Raw genomic sequence first — 20,789 nt, forward strand, 5'->3', positions numbered from 1 at the left:
AGTTACTCATCTAAGTATTTAGCTAATGAAGATCTATTCTCCTTTATAACTAGTGCCAGTTTATCTAAATTCAATACTTTATTCTTATCTAAAACCTCTCTTTTTAATTCAATAAGTTTGTTGTTTTCATATAAGTCATAAAGTAATTGTGGCTTAATATTTTCAAATAAACTTACCCAGTTAGTAAACCTATCATTAATCTCAACATAACCATTACTATCTTTCTTATATAGAATGGCTTTATTAATATTATTTCTACTATACTTAATTATACTGTATGTATTGTTATTATCTTCAAATGTAAATTTTGAAATTAATGTTGTAATTTCTTTGTCTATCAAATTAAACTCTGGTTTTCTTTCATACTTTTTCTTTGTTTTCTCATTAGAAACCAATTTATTATCATTTAGTAAATATTCTGAAAAAAAAGATTTCTCTAATATAAAATCTTGTTCTGTTTTAATTTTAAAAACTTCTGGTGTTTGCCTCAGTTTCGCTTTTGGATAATTATATCCCTCAACAATAAGTCGCTTATCTTTTACTTTATATAAACTTTCTGTCTTCTTAACTTTATACCATCCTCTATAAATATTCGCTAGCTTTTCAAAATCTAATCCTTTATTTTTCCCTCTTGTTTTTTTTATTAAACCTTTTATGAAGTCATCTTCGGACTTTCCTTTTAATAACTCTAGCAAAATAGCAGGCTCAAAATTGGAAAAAATACTTATCATGTATTCTTGATTCAATAAATCACTTATGTACCATCTATCTTTAACTTTTTCTATGGAAATTACCCCTATAATAGGAAATGGTATCTTCTCCATAATAAATGAGTATTTTAGAAAAGCCATATTCCTTCCATTATAATTATACTCATATACTGTTTCTATTTGTATATAATTTTTGGATGTATCATTTTTTTTAACCGCTTCAAAGTGTTCTTTATCTCTAACTATTTTAGTTCTTCCATCTAAATATTCACTTAATGCCCATTTTCTATTAGAAGCCGAAAAAAAAGACTGTATTAAACCTTCATAAGTAGAATAATCAATTTCTTTTTGAGAAGCTACTTGGTTTATACGCAAAGGTGTTTCGTATATTTTATAAGTAGCTATTACTTCTTTTGAAAAACGAATAGCTATACCTTCTCCTTTTTTAAATTGCGAATAACTAATTGTTACTATAGTTAATAATAAAGATGTTATTAATTTTCTCATTATTTTATTTTTTATTTTTTATTTTTTTCTAATATTTTCAATCCTATATAATAAAGAAGTGATGGTATAAACAATATAATTAATGTAAGATTAAACCATACTCCTCCAAGAACTATAGATGGAGATTTCTCATTCTTTTTTCTTTTTAATATAAAGTTTCTACCTTCTTGATTACAATACCAAACCAAATAATTACCATTTTTATCTTTATCTAAAGAAGGCATATAACCTGTTATTGTTTTCTTTATTTTGTTTCTTTTTAAATATCCTTCAATATGATACAAGTCTGTAGGTTCTCCATCTACATTAAAATATTTTTCAACAATCAATACATCTTTTATAAAACAAGATTGTTCAAAATTTACAACATAAAATAATTTTATTTGATAAAAATCATTAACAATGGCAGACAATACAGCAAAAAAACCTAGTATGCTTAAAAATAAACTTAGACCTTTCATCTTATTCTTTATATAAATCTATTGGATCAATTAACTGAATTCTTTCATAATAAGGTGAAGTTTCTAATTTTTTACCTAAAAAAACTAGATAAGCACCTGCATTTAAATCTAAATATACTCCCTTTCTTAGTGGAAAGACTCCAAAATTTCCATTAGTATAACCTATACTTAAAAGTTCAGCTCCTGCTATACCGCTTGCATAACCACTAATAGCAAACCAATCATTATTTTTTAATAAACTAAACTCTCCTTTTGCTCCAAAAGCAACGTTTAAACCTATTATTGCGGGATCTATTGATTTTTTATACTCAATCCACTTATCACTCTCTACATACTTTCTCTCTTCACTAACTACTTTCACCTCACCAAAAGCATCGGCACTAGCCTCAATTTTTACTTCAGCAGTAATATATTCTTTCGCCTTTTTTATTGCCCAATCAGGTATAGGCAACTCATCTATGGGTAATCCCCATTTCCATACAGTAACCTTACCTTTTAAACCTACTTTAAATCCTCCTTTGGTTTTCTTTTCTCTATAATATAAACGAGACTCAATATCTTCTTTATTCTCAGCAATACTTTCAAAAGGAACAATTTCATAAAACCAATTAATACCTACTGGACTTGATGTTGGTGTAGTTTTAATAAAAGAAAGACTTTCTAATTTTTTTCCATACTTTTCAATCAATTTTGTAGCTTCAAAAGCTTTTTTTATTGTTTTTGAACCAAAGTTTTCATTCCCTAAACTAAACTTCCATTTTTGAAAATCTTTATTTACCCATTTAACGGTTACACTTTTATCTATTTTATTTGAAACTCCTCCGTTCACAGTTGTTGTAGTAGTTTCTGTATCTTCATACAACCATTTAAATGTGGTTTTCTTTCCTTGATGTTCAGTCTCTAAATTATCATTGAAATACCATTTAATATCACTTTTAGAAATAATATCTTCATTTAAATTTGGTGATATTTTTATTCCATAGTCTATTATTTTAGAATCTTTTGTGATGGAAGGTTCGTTAATCAAATAAAGAATTTGTCCTGATTTTGCAGCTCTTTTTTTATTTTCATCTTCTTTAGCAACCAATTCCAAAAACTCAAATTCTTTAACTATTCTTTTAATTGTTACCTTTATTTTTTCTTCATTATAGTTAGAAACTATGTCTAACACATGAATATCTTTCATGTTAATACCCAAATTATCGTGGGTAGTTTCATTTGTTGCAAAATCAGAAGTGTTATCAGTCCCTAACTTTAATACTTGCCAATTAATTTTTGCTTCTTTAGGGTAATTTTTTAGTAAAAAAGCAAAATTTGTTTGCTCTCTTGAATAAGGAACCTCTATTGTATCTCCATTCTTATAACTTTTCCCGTTATGCTCTATTACTACATTTTCACTTTCATTATTTGAAGAATTATTAGTAGTATTTGCATCACTTTCTGTATTGTTAGTTGTATCTGTACCACTACTTGTTCCTGTACTTGTATTGTCTCCTTGATTCGTTGTATCAGTATTAGTAGTATCCGTCGTATCAGAATTATTTGTGTCTGATGTTGAATTATTATCAGTACCTGAATTTCCTGTTGTTGAGCTTTCTCCTGTAGTAGTATCACTAGCTGTATCTGAATTATCTTCTACTGGTTCGTCTTCTGCAAAAATGTCATCTACAAGATCACTTATATCCTCAATAACTTCATCAGCATCTATAATTCCTCCCCATTCAGGATCGTAATCAGTCTCTACTACTCCATCAATAAGCTCATAACTACTATTTACTTGAACATTGTCAAATACTACTTTAATACGTGTGTATTTCCCTATATTAATATCTCCACCAGATGCTATATTGGCTGCATCAATAATTTCTTTCAGGTTTTCTAAAAATGGTAGGGTAATATATCCCCAACCACTAAACGTTCCATTACTTCCACTTACCTCACGTGTAGTTACTGGGAAATCACCTGCTGTAAAAGTTTCGTTTATTCCTAATTTTGGTAGTGGTTCTTTGTTTGTAATGTTTATTTGCGGAGTTAATCCACAGTTGTAATACGCAGCTTCATCGTTACTTGGCGTGGTAAACTCTTGAATATTTGAATACGCAAACCCTGATAACTGAGTACACTCACCTCCTACACGAAATTCATATATGGTAGCTGCTTCTAAATTTCGAATTTTACTCTCATTGGTATAACTATTTACTTCAAACCAATCATCATCTCCAAATCCTTTTTTACGATACTGAATTCTATAGCGTAAATGTTCTGAACTTTGCCAATTTACTTGAACTGATTCTGCTGTTAACGCTTGCGAAATAACAAAGCTTGGTGGTTTACAATCTTCTAAATATTTAAACCAAAAAATCTCACTTTTTCCGTCATTTTTAAACACAGAGGTTTCATTTACTCCATCACTTACAAAAGCACGTACCTGCCAACCGTATATTTTACCTGAAAGTAACTGTGGTGCTTCTGGTCCTACTAATAGTGTTGTAGTATAGGTGTTTGTTTGATAAAAAGGAACTGATGCTAAAAAGTTAGCTTGCGGATTTTGTAGATCCCACAATTCTTTTAATGTAAATTCATATTGTACGTTACTTACATTACTATGGCGAGGTGTCCAAGTAAATAATATGTTTTGTGGATTGGTAGCATTTACAATATTATCTTTAAATGGTAAATTTAAAATTGGTGGATCATTTTGTAATAAGTATACGGTAGTACAACTTTTAGATGATAGTTTTCTGTTGGTAAAATAGTCGTACACTTCAAAACAAAAATCATATCCTCCATTTGGTAAAGGTGCATTGTACTGTTGTGGTGTAATTCCAACCAAATTATCTAACTGAAAGTATGGTTGTAAGTCTAAATTAGACAGTCTTAGGTTTATCCCTCCATCAACATATATAGGAGTTTCTCCAATAATTACATCACGCGAGGTTATAGAAAGCCCTTGTCCTTCTATATACATTTTTAACCGTATTCTACGACCAACTTCATTTACATCGGTTAATAAAATATTGATATACAGTTTTTCACTCGACGTTGTAGCATAGTCTGATATTTTTAAACTATACGGTGGTATTAATTGTGGAGTTACTTGAACTGGATACGTTTGTGAGTATAGTACTGTACTTATAAATACAGTAAACAACAACATTACCTTTTTGAATATATTACTATCGTTTGAATTGATTTTCATATACTTTTTCTTATTTAGCTTCTTTTTGAACTTTTATATCAACTACTATGTATGAGTTTGTACCGTCTTTCACAAACTGCTTTATTTTTATAACTCCTTTTCGACTATCTGAAGTTTTAAAAGGAATGATTCTTGGCGTTACTGTATTATCAAATTCTTTTAACCCTTCATTGATTTCATCTACCGCCAAGGCTGCTAATAACTGATCGTTTACCATTGCATCAAACTCTGAAACAGACAAATGAGTACTACAATTACACGATTCTTGCTTGTTTATTAATTGAGTCTTTTGAGCATTAGGAATCGATGAAAAAGCAACTGTTGATGCTTGATTTGGGCTCACAAATTTGTTATATGAAAAGGTTTCGCTTAAACCAAAGAAAACAAGATCTATATCCTTTCCTGTCTCATTAGTAACTTCACTCTTCGTATATACTTTTCTTGTTTTGGTTGAAAAAAAAGCTCCAATAGCATTCTCTTTATGAGCTGTGTTAATTCCTAATTTTACATTTTCTAAACTTCTTAAGTTGGTATTTTCATATACAGTTATTGTTTTTGAAAATACTTTCTCTTGTTTTCCATTACTTGCTTTTAGCTGTAATGTATGAGTTCCTGGTGTTTGAATTTCTATTTCTGGATTTTCTTCTAAGCTACTTGTTATATTAGCGCCTTCAAACGTCCAATTGTAATTAGTTGCACTGATACTTTTATTAGTTAATGTAACTTTTACTGGAACTTGATAATCATCGTCTTTAAAAGCAACTGAATATTCAAAATCGGCTGTTAGATAAGGTGCAACTTCTATTATTTTTTCTTGAGTATAACTTTCCTCTCCATTACTTACTTTTAATCTTATCGTATGCTCTCCCGGAGTTGTAAAAGTTATGTTTTCTGGGTATTCTTTTGATGATGTCTCTGGTATTCCCCCTTGAAAAAACCACTCAAAGGTTGTAGCCCCTTTTGTTTTATTAGTTATTTTTACTTCAACTGGTGAGTAATTATTTTCTAATACCTCTACATCAAAATCAATAAGAACAGTTGGCTTTACTGTAATTTTTTGAGTTTTTACGTCTACACTACCATCTCTATTAGAGGCTTCTAAGGTGATAAGATATTCTCCTTCTGTATTATAGGTTATAATACCAGGATTTTTACTTGACGAACTACTAGGCTCACCTCCTTTAAATGTCCATTTATAGGTATCAGCTCCTTCTGTATCATTGAGGATTTTTACTTTTACAGGCACAGTATAATCTTGATTAACTATTTCTGTATTAAAGTCAACAATTACAGGTAAGGCTACTTCATTTACACAAGCACATATACCTAATAGCGTTATTATAAAAAATAAACTCTTTCTCATTACTCAACAATTACTTTTTGTATTCTTTTTGCTTTTGGAGTTTCTAATAGTAATACATATACCCCTGCTGATACATTCATATCATACAATACTTCATATTTTTTTTGTCCTTTTAGCAATTTGTCGGCTACTACAGAGTTTGCTCCTAAACTAAAAAGACGTAAAGAAATTTCTGATTCCTTTTCTAGTTCTACATCAACAGTAAACTTTCCTTTATTAGGGTTTGAATAGACTACAAACTCTTTTACAAATGGATTCTTCGTTTCTCCAATATCTGTAAGATCTCTTGCCTTTAAAACATTCACTGTTTTGGTTGCTACTTTTTTACAATTTCCTTCATTTGAAATTAGAGATATATCGTAATTTCCTGGAGCAGGAAAACGTAAAACTAGACCTTCATCCGTTTTTTGGACTATTGTTACATTTGAAGGTATATTCCACTCTACCTTTTCACTTATTGGATTAGACACGTTAATTAGTACTATATCTTCTCCTACAAATGCTTGAGAGGTTAAAATTAATTGTGCATCTATCTCTACATTTGACTTATGTATTATAATTTCTTTTGAGACTTTACAACCATCTTTAGTAGTAATTGTTAATGTATAAATCCCTTCTTCTGACAATAACACTACACTTTCATTGCTTGTAAAACCATTTGTTGAAGTCCATTCATATTCAGATGTTCCAACCATAGTTACATCATACTCTATAGTTTCACCATAACAAAGGGTTACTTCACTTGGAACAACATCAAATATTAACTCTTCTGCATTTTTAACTAAAATTTCTTTTGTTGCTTGACAACCCTTTTGGTCAGTAACTGTAACTATGTACGTTCCTGCGCATAATCCAGTTACATTACTTCCTTTTTGTCCAGTATTCCATGTCACACTATATGGAGCAATACCTCCTTCAATATTTAAGTCTATTTCTCCTGTACAACTGTTATAACAAATAACATCTTTTACAGTTTCTGTAATTGTTAATGAGCTTGCTTTTTCTACTGTAAAACTGCCTGTAGTTTGACAATCATTTGCATCTGTAACTAAAACGAAATAACTTCCTGCTGCTACATCAGTAATTTCTGCTGTTGTTTGTCCAGAACTCCATGAATAAGAATATGGTGATGTTCCTCCTTCAACATTTAAACTTATTACTCCGTCATTATTACCAGAACAAGTTACGTTTGACACATCACCTGCAACTTCTAGTACCTCAGGCTGTACTACTGTGAAAACTTCACTAGTATCTTCAATTCCTTTTAAATCGGTTACTTTTACAAAATATCTTCCTGTAGGTAAATTATAAATAACTTGAGAGTTTCCGACACTATTTCCTGTTACAGCATTAAACCATACATAACTATTTCCTCCAACACCACCTGTTGCTACCGCTTTTAATACTGCCGATATGTCTCCATTACATTTTATCGTTTCTACTTGTTCAATTGCAACTATTAATGGATCTGGTTCATCTAAATTATAAACTTCATTTAACTCACAGCCCTTGGCATCTACTACTGTTAAATAATACTTTCCTGTAGGTACATTATTTATTGATGTAGTATTACTTATACTATTAGTTGCTTGATCTTTCCATTCATATGTAAACGGTGTTACGCCTCCTTCAATCTGAACTGATATACTTCCATCTGATAAACCTGCTCCTGAAGGTTCTTCAAAAGTTGTTACTAATACCCTATATACATCTGGTTGCGTTATGCTTATTGTTTCTTTTAACTCACATCCATTTTCATCTTTTACAGCTACTGTATACACTCCTTCTGTTAATGTATTTACATCTTCTGTTTTATCTCCATTGCTCCATTCGTAAGTATATACTCCTGTACCTCCTGTAACAGAAATATCAATGCTTCCATCATTACCATTGTAACAGGTTACTTCTGTTTTTGTAAAAGTGATTACAAGGGGTGGATTTTCTGTTAACTCTTGTTCTTTGTAAGTTGTATTTCCGTTAGAGTCGGTGACTACCAATCTATACGTTCCTGCTAAAGCTGTTAAAGAAGCTTCTGTACCTATAACTTTTGTTAAATCACTACTATTATACCATTGATAATTATAGTCTTCACCTGATAATACATATCCTCCAATTACTGTTGAACCAATCGTTCCTGTTCCTCCGTGACAAGCTATTGGCTTTGTAATTGCTAAGTTTAGCTCTAATTTGTTAGGTTGAATAAGTGTAAATTCTTTTTCTACTGAACAGTTATTAGCATCAAGAATGGCCATGACATAAGTAGCTGCGTCCAGCCCTGTTGGATTGCTTAGATTACTGATAACTGTTGTATTTCCTTTTACTCTTAATTCATAGGCATAAGGTGCAGTTCCTCCTGATGCTTCTTCAATATTAATTTCTCCGTTTGCCGTTTCAAAACCAGTTAAGTTTTTTTGAGAATCTGTAACTATCGTTAAAGGTGCAGTTGGTTGATTTATTATAATTATTCTTTCAATTGGCGGATTTGGACAGTTATTGGTATCTGTAATTACTACTTTATACTCTCCAGCACTAAGATTTAATATGCCTTTTTCTGTTCCTATTACAGTACTATTTCCAACTTTATACCATTTATAAATATAAGTATCTGTACCTCCAATTACATCAACATCTATATTTCCTGTTGAATCTCCATAACAAGCAACGTGATTTACAATAACATTACTAATTTCAACTTTAGTTGGATTTACTACCGTTCCTTCACTATACGACTTTATACCATTACTATCTGTTATTTCTACACCATAATCTCCTGCAGGCAAACTTCCAATAGTATTATTAGTAGCGCCGGAAATAAATACTTTTCCTCCACTACTACCTACTTCATACCAATGATATGTATAAGGAGAAATTCCTCCCGTAACAGCAACTTCCAATTTACCATCAGTATCTCCATTACAATACAACTCTCCATCATCTGGAATGTTTATAGTTCCTATAAGCTTATCAGGCTGTGTAAGTGTTTGATATAGCTCATCAGTACATCCTTTAGCATCTGTTACTACTACTCTATAATTACCATCTCCAATATTTGAAATGTTTTGTAAAGTTCCTACAACACTTCCTGCTTCATTAAACCATTGATAAGAGTACGGTAAAGTTCCTCCTGATGTAGAAATATTGATACTTCCATCCTCACTTCCAAAAGCTAATGGCTCTTGATGACTTACATAAGAAACACTCAAACTTTCTGAAGGTTCAGTTATAGCATATGTTTTTTCTAAAGTACAGTCATTTGCATCCGTTACAGTTACCGTATATGAACCAATTGATAATCCTGACAAATCTCTTGTAATTGCTCCGTTTGACCAGTGATATTGGTAACCTTGTGTTCCTGGCGTTCCTCCTTCAATTATTAGAGTTATTGCCCCGTCATTCCCTCCTTTACAAGATACGTCTTGTATTGTTTCTGTAACTGATAAAGCTGCCATAGGCTGTGAAATGATTATGCTTTTTGAATACCCATCTTCCACAACATTACCACTATAAACTACTGTTACATATACTCTGTATTCTCCTGCTGGTAAATTATTTATTATAGAAGCTGTTCCTGATATTGGAACCCATGAAGCTCCATTTTTTTTATACCATTTGTATATATATGTTGAACTAGCTCCTCCGGAAACATTAGCGTCAATGCTTCCTGTTAAATCTCCAAAACACAGAACGTTTGTTATCTCAGTATCTATTTTTAGTTCAGCTGGTTCCGTTAATATCACCGAAAAGGGTGTTTGATTATCACATCCATTGGTATCGGTTACAATTACACTATAAGTTCCAGCACCTATATTAGACACATCTTTTGTAGTAGCAAATTCGGTTGTGCTTCCATCTTTAAACCATCTATATGAATACGGGGCAGTACCTCCTGACACTGAAATATTGATAAAACCATTACTTGCTCCATTAGAAGTTGGATTACCATCATTATCTTTTTGTATGCTGATTCCTGTTGCTGGTTGTATTACTTTTTGGGTAGTTACTAGCGTTTTACATCCATTTTTATCTTCTATTTGAATTGTATACGCTTTTGCTGATAAGTTGTTTATTTTTTTACTTGTATTAAATTCACTAGTTAATAAATTACCATCTAAGCGTACCTTATATGGTGGTGTCCCCCCAACTGGTGTTACCGTAATAGTACCATCATTTCCACCAAAACACTTTACTGGTGTAGATGAAATATTTGCTTCAGGTAATTGTAAAGCTAATGAGGGTTCAAATAAGAATTCGCTTTCTGATATATCTATATATTTATCTGTAACTTTAACTGTATAATCACCTACATATAAATCCTTAAAAACCAACTCTTGAAACGTATTAGCATTATACACTAAAAATGTTGATTGTAAAGCTGTTGCACTACCATCTTTGAACAATTCTATAGTATAATTTCCACTACTCGGTTCTTTACCTCCTTTTACATTTACTTTTATAGAACCTGTTTCCCCTTTACAATTAATTATTGAATTAACCGAAGCATCTACCTCTAATACTGGTGGATTTTCCAATATTTCATTTCCACTTCTTTTACTATTACAATTACCACTATCAAATGTAGATGCAGGTGGAGTTCCTGAATATTTAGCATCATATACATCTACATAATAAGTTCCATAAGACAAGTTTGATTCCTCAGCACTATCTCCTGAAGAAGTTATAGTTCCTGTTCTTACGGGTGTTAAACTTCCTGTTTTATACAAAAAATATTTATATGGAGATGTACCTCCCTCAGCTTTAATGTTTAACACTCCTGTAGTAGCGTTATTATGTTCTATTTCACCTGTTTTAGTAAATGTAAGTTTAAACTCTGCTGTTGGACCACCGATAGTAACCTCCAAAAATTTATCATCTGGTTCCTGTGCCCAAGAATTTATTCCTAACAATAAAAACACAGCTAGTACTAATAGCTTTTTTACCTTCACAATATTTAATAAACTATTTTTTTTCATACAACTTTATTTTGCTAAACAACCTTCGTTGTCTTTTACTTTTATTTTATACTCACCTTTTCCCAACCCACTTATTACTGTAGTGGTTCCTGAAAAACTTGTCCAGTCTCTTTCTAGAGTCTCAGTAGTTCCTTCCACTTTATATACTATGTAAAAATATGACCTTCCTGTTTCTCCACTAGTAACTTCTATTTGAATTTTACCATCACCTGCCTCAAAACAACTTTCATCATTTACCCATTTAGCAGTAAAATCAACATTTGTTGCTTTCTCGATAGTAAAATTAGGGGTCTTGACAAGCTTATCCCAAAAAACTGAATCTGAAGCATCTGGTTTTTGTGGAGTATCTGCCTCATTCAAAGTTTGATATCTAAAATAATAGATACCTGCATCAATATCTACTGGCCATTTAAATCCAAAAACACCTCCTCCAAAATCTTCCAATACTATAATTTTTGAATCTGTAGTACTAAGTTGTTTTGTACTGTATTGGCTTACTAGTATATCACTGTTGCTATCTTTCTTAAATAAAGTGACTGCTAACTGCTCTGAGGGATCTATACCTCTACCTATTTTTAAAGATATATTACCATCTTTAAAATAAGAACATGATGTTTTGGTTTGGTTATAATACCCTTTAAATGGTGGTGAACAACCTATAACCGTATAAGTTATTGGAGTTACATATTTACCGCTAGCTCTATGCCCTGTTCTAAAGTGAATTTTTCTTTTTTCCGAATCGACAGGCAATTCATTTATAATAATGCTCTCTTTATCGTAAATATCTCCTATGTTAATATTTATTGTAGGGGTAGCACTCGATAAAACTTTCCATTCTAATGCAGTATCATCTTTATTTCCTATAAGATACTCCCAATCATACCCTCCCGTTAATTCTACTTTTGTTAGTAGGCATATTGGATCTACATTGTTTGTTCCTATGATATGAAGAGGGTATAAATTATATACATAATTACAATTAGACATATAAAGACCTGCTGCAATTATCCCATAATTAAAATCGCTCTTTAGTATTGTTTCACTTGGCTGTGAGTAATCGCATTCCATATAATTATTTTGGTTAACATCAATATAAACTTCGGAAAAGCCCTGTGGTATCGTTATAAAATCAAAATAAGTATTACCTATAGTTGAGGAGGTTGCTGGATATTTAACTTGTTCTATTCTACCAACATCAGAATTCATGTTTAATTCTCCAGTGATAGGATAATTATTATAACTATTAATAACTTCTGTAGTAACTAAATAAGCATACTCTGGTGTCTGCCCAAAAGCAGTAATAGTGTAAAAAACTATAATTATAAGTTGTAATATTACTCTTTTGCCAAACATTTTTTACTGTCTCTTACTTTTACTTTATAAGTCCCTTTCCCTAATCCTCCTATAACTACTTCTTTTATGTTTTTGTTAGAAAGATTAAAAGGAATCCAATTATTATTTTCATTCAATTCATATTCATACCCTTGCCCTGTTCCTCCATTAACATTGAAAACTCTTATCTTCCCATCTTTTGAATTTACACAGTTTTCATCACTAAAACTTTCGGCTTCAAATGTGATATTTGTTGCTTTTTTAATAGTAAAGGAAGGTTCCGTTTTTACTAACGTATACCAAAATGGATCTGTTGCTTTTGGCTTAGACGGTGTAGTTGCTTTATTCAATACTTGATACCTAAAATAATAACTACCTGCATCAATATCTTTCGGCCAGTTAAAACCAAAAAAACCTCCTCCTAAATCTTCTAATACCAAAACTGTTGGGTCTGTAGAATCTAATTGTTTGGTACTGTATTGATTTATTAATATATCTCCGTTGCTATCTTCTTTAAATAAAGTTGCAACTAATTGTTCTGTAGAGTTTATATTATTACTTAGCTTTACGTCTATCTTACCGTCTGATTTATAAGAACATGATGTGTTACTTAAGTTATAATATGATTCAAAATCTGGAGAGCATTCAGTTAATTGTATGGTATAAGTACTAAAAGAATAAATTACTTCATTTGTAAATGGAGCTGTAAACTTAAATCGTAACTGTAAATTACCATTGAACTTACTTCCCCAGCCTGTTCCAAAAATATCCAATAAACTCACATTTAATGGAAATCTATTTTTATAATTAGGTATTTCTTTCCATCCTGTAGTACTATAATACTCCCATACTAAGCCTGTTACATTATGATCTTGTCCGTCAGAGTATTGTTTAAATAACTCATCTCGTTCACATCTTCTATCTTCAGGTACTGTTATTTTAGGCAGCAAAACGGCATGATAACTTATAGGTAAACAATTTTCTGATCCACATAGTATAGGATCTGGACCTTCATAAGTTTTTATGAAACTTTCATAAATAGCTATTTTTGTGTTTACTTCTGTTCCTGAACAATAATCTTGATATTGTCCACAAGGTCCCCCACAACCATCACTTGGATCATCATTATAAGCCTCTTTATAATTTAAAATAATGTTCACCTCATTATTGGAAATATCATACTTATTTTGAGTATGGCTTATATTAGTAAAGCCGTAGTCACCTCCTCCTACAGGACAATGACCATCCTCAGATGATAAATTTTGAGGTTCTTTTAATAACACATACAATTCAGATTGAGAAAAACCAAAACAAGAAGCAAATAAAAAAGTAAGTAATAGTAATTTTCTTTTCATAGGCTATTTTAATATTTTACTTCTATTTCTCTTATCTGTCCTAAGCTACCATCTACAAATACTGGACGTAATATATAAGTGTATATATTATTTGGTTTTACATTTTCATCTACTATTCTATTCGTACTTGGTAATACATTTTTTAACAAGGATACTTTTTCATCTTTTTTTCCTTTGTAAATCATTACCTCTACAATAGCTTCTTTATTTACAGTTTTCCAAAACAATTCTATAAAAGTGTTATCCCTATCTACATAACTTCCTAAGTTTTTCAATCCTTTTAATAAAGTAAACCTTGGTACTTCAATAGTGATATACTTTGTGTTTATAGACTGTAAATCACTTTCATCAACAGCTTTAATTAAATACTGGTAAGTTGTATTTCCTTCTACATTAGCATCCTGCCAATTTGTATATTCAATATGCAATGTATCCTTAGGTAGTGTAGCTATTAAATTCCATTTTATACTATCTCTAACTCGTCTATATACCTCATGTTTTGCTATATCATTACTTTGACTATTAGCCCATGTTAAATTTACCGTCTCTTTTTCAACATTGTATGACGTTATTACTGGTGGTGCTGGTGGAATAAAGTCTGGCTTTTTCAGAACTAAAACATCTGAATATTTAGACATATTATATCTCTTATCTACTGCTACAATTTTATAATATACTTTATTGTTCAAATTTTTTACTGAAACACTATCATAAAAAGTTGTTGCATGATGCGGGCTAACTGTAACTTGCGAGAATTCTTCTTTTTCATTATTTCCTTTAAAAACTCGATACCCCAACATATCTGGCTCAATATTTTTTTTCCATTTTAAGGTAACCACCCCTAAACTATCTACCTCTCCCTCTAAACCTATTGGTTTTACTGGAGGAATAGAATCCACTGGTTGTACTAACACAGGATACGATGTTCGACTATTTCCTTGCTTACCTATAGCGGTAATCGTAAAATAATTGGTAGCATCTAGTTTATCATATTGAACTTTTCTTGTTTTCGTGGAAATATTTCTTACAACAGTTTCGTATTGTCCATTAGCTTTATTACTTTTATTTAATTCAAAGCCTTTTATAAAATCAACACCTTCCTCTAAAAACTTCCATTCTAAAACAACACTTTTATTGTTATTTACAATTTTTTTACTTGAAATTTTTGGCACATATGGTAGTACCTTTACTCCTTTCCCTGAAATAACTTCTGAAGGAGGACTTAGTTCTCCAAACGGAGTTCTTCCCTTTACTCTGTAATAATATGTTTTATTATTTTGAATAGAATCTGTATAGTAAATTCTTTTAGTGTCAACTCTACCGCCACTATTTAGAGTAGTATAGGGTAATTTATTAAGTTGATTAAAGCTTATGCCGTCTTCTGAACGTTCTATAAAATAACTGTTAAACTCATTTTTATGAATTGCATAATTCCAATTTAGCATTACTTTTTGATCATCAAAAATAGCTGCTAAATCCAGCGGTTTTGGCAGATTTTGGTAGTCTTGAAGTCCTACAAAAACTCCTCCATCCTTAATTTTCATTTCTTCTTTCGGTACTAAAGAAAAAACTTTATAAACATATTTTTCTGTAGACTTCACCTTTAAATCTTCAAACCCTAATCCTGCTAATTTTGCTACTTCAAAATCCTGATCAGCCACATACAACGCCCAAGTAAATCGTTGTTCTTGTTCTTGAGACATATTTATAATTCCTTGTAAAGAACCAACTCCTTCCACATCAAAACTTTCTCCAAATAACGATTGAGCCATAATAGCAGCATTGTTATTCTTCTCTATTATGTCAACCCATTTCTGTGGCTCTGCAGGTTTAAAAACTCCTAAATCTTTCTCTATGGGTTTAGATAATGTCTGTCCACTAATACTAATAGTATACCTTTTTAATCTATAACCATACTTTGCCAACTTTCTAAATGACATTGGGGTTGTAGCTCCCCAACGCAACATAATTTTATTACTACTATGTGGTCTTGCTAATACTTTTATTGCATTCTTATTTGTTTTTCTTTCTTGTGAAAAAACAACTAATGTTGAGAGTATAAAAATTAGCGAGAATATTATATTTCTTTTCTTGTTAGATAGCATTAAAAAGGGTTTTTATATTTAAATACTGTACTTGTTCCTAATACTCCTCCAGGCATAACATATTGCATTTTAACTTTATATTTTCCTGACCATATTGCAGGGAACACTCCATTAATTATATAATTGTACTTCTGTATTTGTGATGCATATTCAGTAGGGTTATTTAAATACTTATTAACCACTTTATACTGTATATCCATAAAGTCTCTCTTATAATGGTAAGGTAAATTATATCGATAAGGAATTCGTTTGCTTAATAATGAGAATGTTGGGTTATTTCTTAAATATGGTACATACCAAGTTAAGATATCAATTCCTTTTTTAGGGGGTATCCCTAAATCTTTTACATCTCTATTAACGGTAAATTCAGGTTCTAGAGGATATTTTTCATAAATTAACTGATAAATCCTGTCTTCATAATAATTATCATCTAAAATTGCTTCTGCTTCAATCAAAGGCTGTTTATTTGAATATTTCCCTCCTTCTAACTCAATTCTATCAAATCTTTCTGATTCCCTTACGTCTGTTTGAATAGCATGTACATCAGAATAAATAGGTTCTAAATAGTGTTTTACTACTCTTTTATCATCTATTTTTTTAGCAAACGTATTATATTCACTTGTAGAAAAGTCATAACTCAATAATTCTGTTACAGCTTTCTCATTAACCACACTTTGTACCTCTTTATTTTTAACCTCTACGGTATTACCTTCATAACCGGTATCTTGTTTCGTATAAGAAGTCTCGTTTACAGAACCTTCTCCTGCGTCTGGTGAACTAATCAATTTCAATGTATATTTCTTTTGATTATTAAACTCTCCAAGCTTAAAGTTCACCTGTCTATCTCCTTTACTATAAGAAACTGAATTCATAAAATTATGTCCCTCTTCATTACTATACACCACTTTTTGCTTCCAATCAGTTTCTGGAGTAAACAGGTAAGGTTGACCTCTTTTTAATTTTACATAACCCATTGTACTTTCATTTTGATAAAAGTACTTCTGATCTATTACAGGATATGTATATACTATGTTTTCAACTGGAATATAATCTGGTGCTACTCCTGTAGTAAAAGTTCTTTCTTCAATCTCTTGTGCTTTCTTTCCATTATGCATTAATGTAATCCAGCTTCCTGATTTTAATTCTTGAAAACTCACCGCCACTTTTACTTGAATAGTTTTTTGTGGTGGTAAAACATCAAAAGAAACAAAATTCACTACATCTTGTGACTCATTCCATTCTAACTCTCCTTCAATTACTTTCCCATCACTTTTTACAATAAACTCATCTAGTAAAATTCTATATGTTTTTATTCCTTTATCATCTTCAAGTTCAAAAGGTTTATTTATCTTCATATTAAATGCTGATTGTGGTGCCGTAAAGACATCTACCTCTGTAGCATCGTTATCAGGTGTTACTCCTGAAATTATTTTCATACCTCCTAATGGAGCTCCTCCAATTATCTCACATTCCTCACCAAGCTCAATTTTAAACCTGAAACGCCCTCTTATCATTCCTCCTAACACACTAAAATGGCCTCCAACATAACCTCTAAACCAACTAGGGTTTGGTAATTTTGCCTGTAACAGTACTGCTGCCCCTGCTTTTACTATAGGTATTTTTGCTTTATAGAACCATAAATTAATTCGTATCCCCAACTCTCCTTCTAAATATGCGTAAGCTTGTCCGTTTGCATACCATCCATCGATACCAATCTGCCCACTACCCTTACAAGCAGTTTCTCCATAGTCTTTAATCATGATATCAAAACCTAGACCTGCTCTAAATCGGGCATAAAACATTAAGAAATTCATGTTTCCTGTATCTAGACTAAAGTCCATACCAATAGCAAAACCTCTACCATCTCCTAACGCATTCAAATCTCTCATATAGTCTAAACTATTTAGACTCACCCCTAAAATATCAGCTACAGCTTGAGGTGGTGGTGGGCTTCCTGGTAAATTATCACCAATCATTAAATAGGTTGTAGCCGATACGCTAAAACCTCCTATCCCAACTCGAAGTCCTATACGATCCTTTGGAGTTCCCATATGTAAATACCAACCATCTGGTCCGGTATGGAAAACAGCCCATCCTGCTCTACCTCTAGGACCAACACCACTAAAAAAGTTTCCTGGTGTGTTTACATATACTTCCATTTCACTATGAAAAGAATTATTTACAAAATCCATTTCCATAGAAAAATGTGCATCAATTCCCACATCAAAAGTTAACCCATCTTGTGGGAAAGATACTTTACTATATTCTACTAAATTTGTTTCTTTTAAGTCTTTAACCAACTGATTATCGGCTAAATCATTAATTTTATTTTCAAGCTTATTAAGTTTTTCTTTGAACTTATCTGCAAACTCTAACTTATAACCTTGCATGATATGAGCTTCCCCGAAGAAAAATATTCTATTCAGTCCTCCATGAGTATTGAAAGCCATTTCAAAACCTACCTTACCATTAAAAGCGCCTTCATTAGCTAATGCAAACCCTAACATTGCTCTAAAACCTAAACCAGAACTGGCATCAGGAGCATAGTCCATACCCGAAGGAGGTTTTGGAGTCTTAACTGGTACAGGATTTCCATTATCATCCAGTTCTCCTTGGTACACTAACTTAGGCGGATTAGATGTCTTTTTCATATGGTAATAAGCTCCACCACCAAAGCCATTAATTTCAACAGGTCCAATCATAGGTTTAGTCTTCAACGAAGATAAATCAGCATAGGCATCAACATACCAATACCTTACATCTGTTTTACCAAACCAAGCTGTTGCTTTTACATTAATACTATTAAAATCTGCCTCTAACTCACCGTAAAAACCATTACCATACACAGGATCATTGTCTTTGATATCAACAAGTCCTTTAAACTTAACACTTCCTAAATCAGCAGCAATATCAATTTTATGTATTTTTATTTTTTCAAATTTCCAACTATGAATTTTTTCTTCTTCTTTAAACTTTCCTATAATTTCTAATTGAGTATTTCCAGAAAAACCCTTTCCCATTAAGTTGACATCAAGAGTAAAACCTAAAGAAGCTTTTTGATCGTTTGCTGTTACATTGATATCTGATATGGTGACAGGAAAATTTGAAAAACTAAAAGACTCACCTTCATACCCCATATGGTCAATTGATATTAAAGGTTTTTCTGTTTGTAATTGTAAATTTTCAAAAGTGATACCTTTGAAATTAATCATTTTACTCGCTGCTCCACTACCTCCTTTAATTGTTAAACTACCATATAAATTAGCTTTCGGTCTAAACTTACCCTCCTTAACTTTAAGAGTTACACTTGAATTTGATTTTAAGTGTGCCTCTGCCATGAAAACGGGAAAATGTAATCCATTTTTTGCTATGGGTTCCAGAGCTAAACTATAATCATCATTCCCTACATCAATTATAGCTGTATATTTAATTGCCTTCCTAACTCCTTTAACAAGTTCTGTTTGATTAATAATATCTTCTTTTGTAACTTTTCCTGAAGTAGGCAAAGCTATATGCCCGCCAAAGCCAGCTCCTGTTATTTTGTTTGCTATAAAAGAAGCATGCAGATCAGTTACAGAAATAGGCCAACCTGAAGCTATTCCCTCTTCGATAGAAAAAAGATTTTCTACTGAGAATTGCCCTGTTATTCCTTCGCCGTCAATTAGAAATTCTTTTGCTGAAAAGCTAAGCCTATTTTGTTCATTTCTTTTCATAAACTCCTTAGGCGCAATAATTTTTATTTCTTCTATAGATACTCCTCTCCACAATTCTTCATTCCCAGGAACTAGGTACTTTTCTTTATACGAGTTAGGAAAACTCATATTTGTAGAGTTTCTTAAATCACTAAAATCAAAAACAGCGTTTTTAACTTCAAAGACTACCCCTCCTTTACCTCTACCTGTTGTAGAATTTTTATCCTTAATTTGAAATGGATGACTTAAATTTATCTCTGCAATAATATCGTTCCAATCTGACACTACTGTTTTAAAAGAGCCTTTAACCCTTGTTTTTCCATCTTTAATAACTTTGTAGTTGGCGTCCAATGGCTCTAATAGTTCTCTTGAGAACAATACATCGGCCGCTACCCCTATTTCTTTAATTCCAGAACAATCAATGGTTATATAGGTTTTGTTTTCTACAATACCTGTTTTCATATTAAAACCTCCCTTCAATTCCAGTAAACCTTTGTTACCTTGTATTGGTATTGCTACATCACCAAACAAGGATATATTGGTATCGCCATATATTCCTCCTTTGTGAGATATTTTTATATTATCTGCTCCAAAAAATAGCTCTTGTTGCTTCCCGTTTGCACCAAGTTGACCAATTGTTAATTTTGCAAAAAGAGTCACCTCTGTGTAATCTGGATAAAACTTAGCTTTACTTACACCTAATAAAGCTGTGTATTTACCGAATCTCTTTTTAACACCAACCGGTAAAGTAATCATATCATCAGAGCCTAAAACATCTACATAGCTACCTGTTTTTTCTATCGCCTCAAAAACAGAGGTTGCTCTACTTATAAGTGTATCTATCTTAGGGTCTGAGTAATTTTCTTTTACATAATCAAAATCAAACTCTCCTTTTACTTTAGAAGAAAACTCAATTAATTTAGGAAGTGCTTTTTTTGACTTAGAAATACTATCTAAAGGATTATCGGTTGAAGAAAAAACTAATTGAGAAAATACAATAAAAAAGAAAAAAGTAATTTTTTTCATAAGCAATAAGGGGTTAACAATTTCATTTTAGCCATGCAAACATATGCAGTAATTTACTGTTTTCCAAAG

The 20,789-nt window shown here is 31.6% G+C and carries 9 protein-coding genes; all 9 read right to left on the reverse strand.

The genetic code is table 11. The features are described 5' to 3' along the window. Positions 1-2: 2 nt before the first annotated feature. The 9 genes from D6T69_RS10950 to D6T69_RS10990 are packed head-to-tail and all read right to left on the reverse strand — an operon-like array spanning position 3 to position 20,720. Entirely contained in the window at positions 3-1,217 is a 1,215-nt protein-coding gene (locus D6T69_RS10950; protein WP_125067768.1) for a hypothetical protein, read from the reverse strand. A gap of 11 nt (positions 1,218-1,228) precedes the next feature. After that, the gene (locus D6T69_RS10955; protein WP_125067769.1) at positions 1,229-1,678 is read right to left on the reverse strand and encodes a hypothetical protein; all 450 of its coding nucleotides are present in this window, start codon (positions 1,676-1,678) and stop codon (positions 1,229-1,231) included. A gap of 1 nt (position 1,679) precedes the next feature. After that, a complete protein-coding gene (locus D6T69_RS10960; RefSeq protein WP_125067770.1) occupies positions 1,680-4,877 on the reverse strand; it encodes a fibronectin type III domain-containing protein in 3,198 nt (1,065 codons plus the stop codon). 10 nt (positions 4,878-4,887) lie between these two features. Next, the gene (locus D6T69_RS10965; RefSeq protein ID WP_125067771.1) at positions 4,888-6,240 is read right to left on the reverse strand and encodes a PKD domain-containing protein; all 1,353 of its coding nucleotides are present in this window, start codon (positions 6,238-6,240) and stop codon (positions 4,888-4,890) included. Continuing rightward, positions 6,240-11,210, reverse strand: a complete 4,971-nt coding sequence (locus tag D6T69_RS10970; RefSeq protein ID WP_125067772.1) for a SprB repeat-containing protein — start codon at positions 11,208-11,210, stop codon at positions 6,240-6,242. Before D6T69_RS10970 ends, D6T69_RS10965 begins: the two co-directional genes overlap by 1 nt. Before the next feature lie 6 nt (positions 11,211-11,216). After that, positions 11,217-12,563, reverse strand: coding sequence for a hypothetical protein (locus D6T69_RS10975; RefSeq protein WP_125067773.1), 1,347 nt, complete (start codon positions 12,561-12,563; stop codon positions 11,217-11,219). After that, positions 12,545-13,897 (reverse strand): hypothetical protein, encoded by a 1,353-nt coding sequence (locus D6T69_RS10980; protein WP_125067774.1) that lies wholly within the window; start codon positions 13,895-13,897, stop codon positions 12,545-12,547. Before D6T69_RS10980 ends, D6T69_RS10975 begins: the two co-directional genes overlap by 19 nt. Positions 13,898-13,905: 8 nt before the next feature. Continuing rightward, on the reverse strand, positions 13,906-16,002 hold the full coding sequence (locus tag D6T69_RS10985) for a fibronectin type III domain-containing protein (protein ID WP_125067775.1): 2,097 nt from the start codon (positions 16,000-16,002) through the stop codon (positions 13,906-13,908). Beyond that, a complete protein-coding gene (locus tag D6T69_RS10990) occupies positions 16,002-20,720 on the reverse strand; it encodes a hypothetical protein (protein ID WP_125067776.1) in 4,719 nt (1,572 codons plus the stop codon). The genes D6T69_RS10985 and D6T69_RS10990 overlap by 1 nt, the downstream gene beginning before the upstream one ends. Between the last annotated feature and the right edge of the window lie 69 nt (positions 20,721-20,789).

The organism is Tenacibaculum singaporense (assembly GCF_003867015.1).
In the GTDB taxonomy this organism is placed as follows: Bacteria; Bacteroidota; Bacteroidia; order Flavobacteriales; family Flavobacteriaceae; genus Polaribacter; species Polaribacter singaporensis.

Bases quoted from the DNA above. Each gene is read 5' to 3' on its own strand.
- D6T69_RS10965 (WP_125067771.1), bottom strand. From the start codon at position 6,240: ATGAGAAAGAGTTTATTTTTTATAATAACGCTATTAGGTATATGTGCT.
- D6T69_RS10990 (WP_125067776.1), bottom strand. From the start codon at position 20,720: ATGAAAAAAATTACTTTTTTCTTTTTTATTGTATTTTCTCAATTAGTT.
- D6T69_RS10970 (WP_125067772.1), bottom strand. From the start codon at position 11,210: ATGAAAAAAAATAGTTTATTAAATATTGTGAAGGTAAAAAAGCTATTA.
- D6T69_RS10975 (WP_125067773.1), bottom strand. From the start codon at position 12,563: ATGTTTGGCAAAAGAGTAATATTACAACTTATAATTATAGTTTTTTAC.
- D6T69_RS10950 (WP_125067768.1), bottom strand. From the start codon at position 1,217: ATGAGAAAATTAATAACATCTTTATTATTAACTATAGTAACAATTAGT.
- D6T69_RS10985 (WP_125067775.1), bottom strand. From the start codon at position 16,002: ATGCTATCTAACAAGAAAAGAAATATAATATTCTCGCTAATTTTTATA.
- D6T69_RS10980 (WP_125067774.1), bottom strand. From the start codon at position 13,897: ATGAAAAGAAAATTACTATTACTTACTTTTTTATTTGCTTCTTGTTTT.
- D6T69_RS10955 (WP_125067769.1), bottom strand. From the start codon at position 1,678: ATGAAAGGTCTAAGTTTATTTTTAAGCATACTAGGTTTTTTTGCTGTA.
- D6T69_RS10960 (WP_125067770.1), bottom strand. From the start codon at position 4,877: ATGAAAATCAATTCAAACGATAGTAATATATTCAAAAAGGTAATGTTG.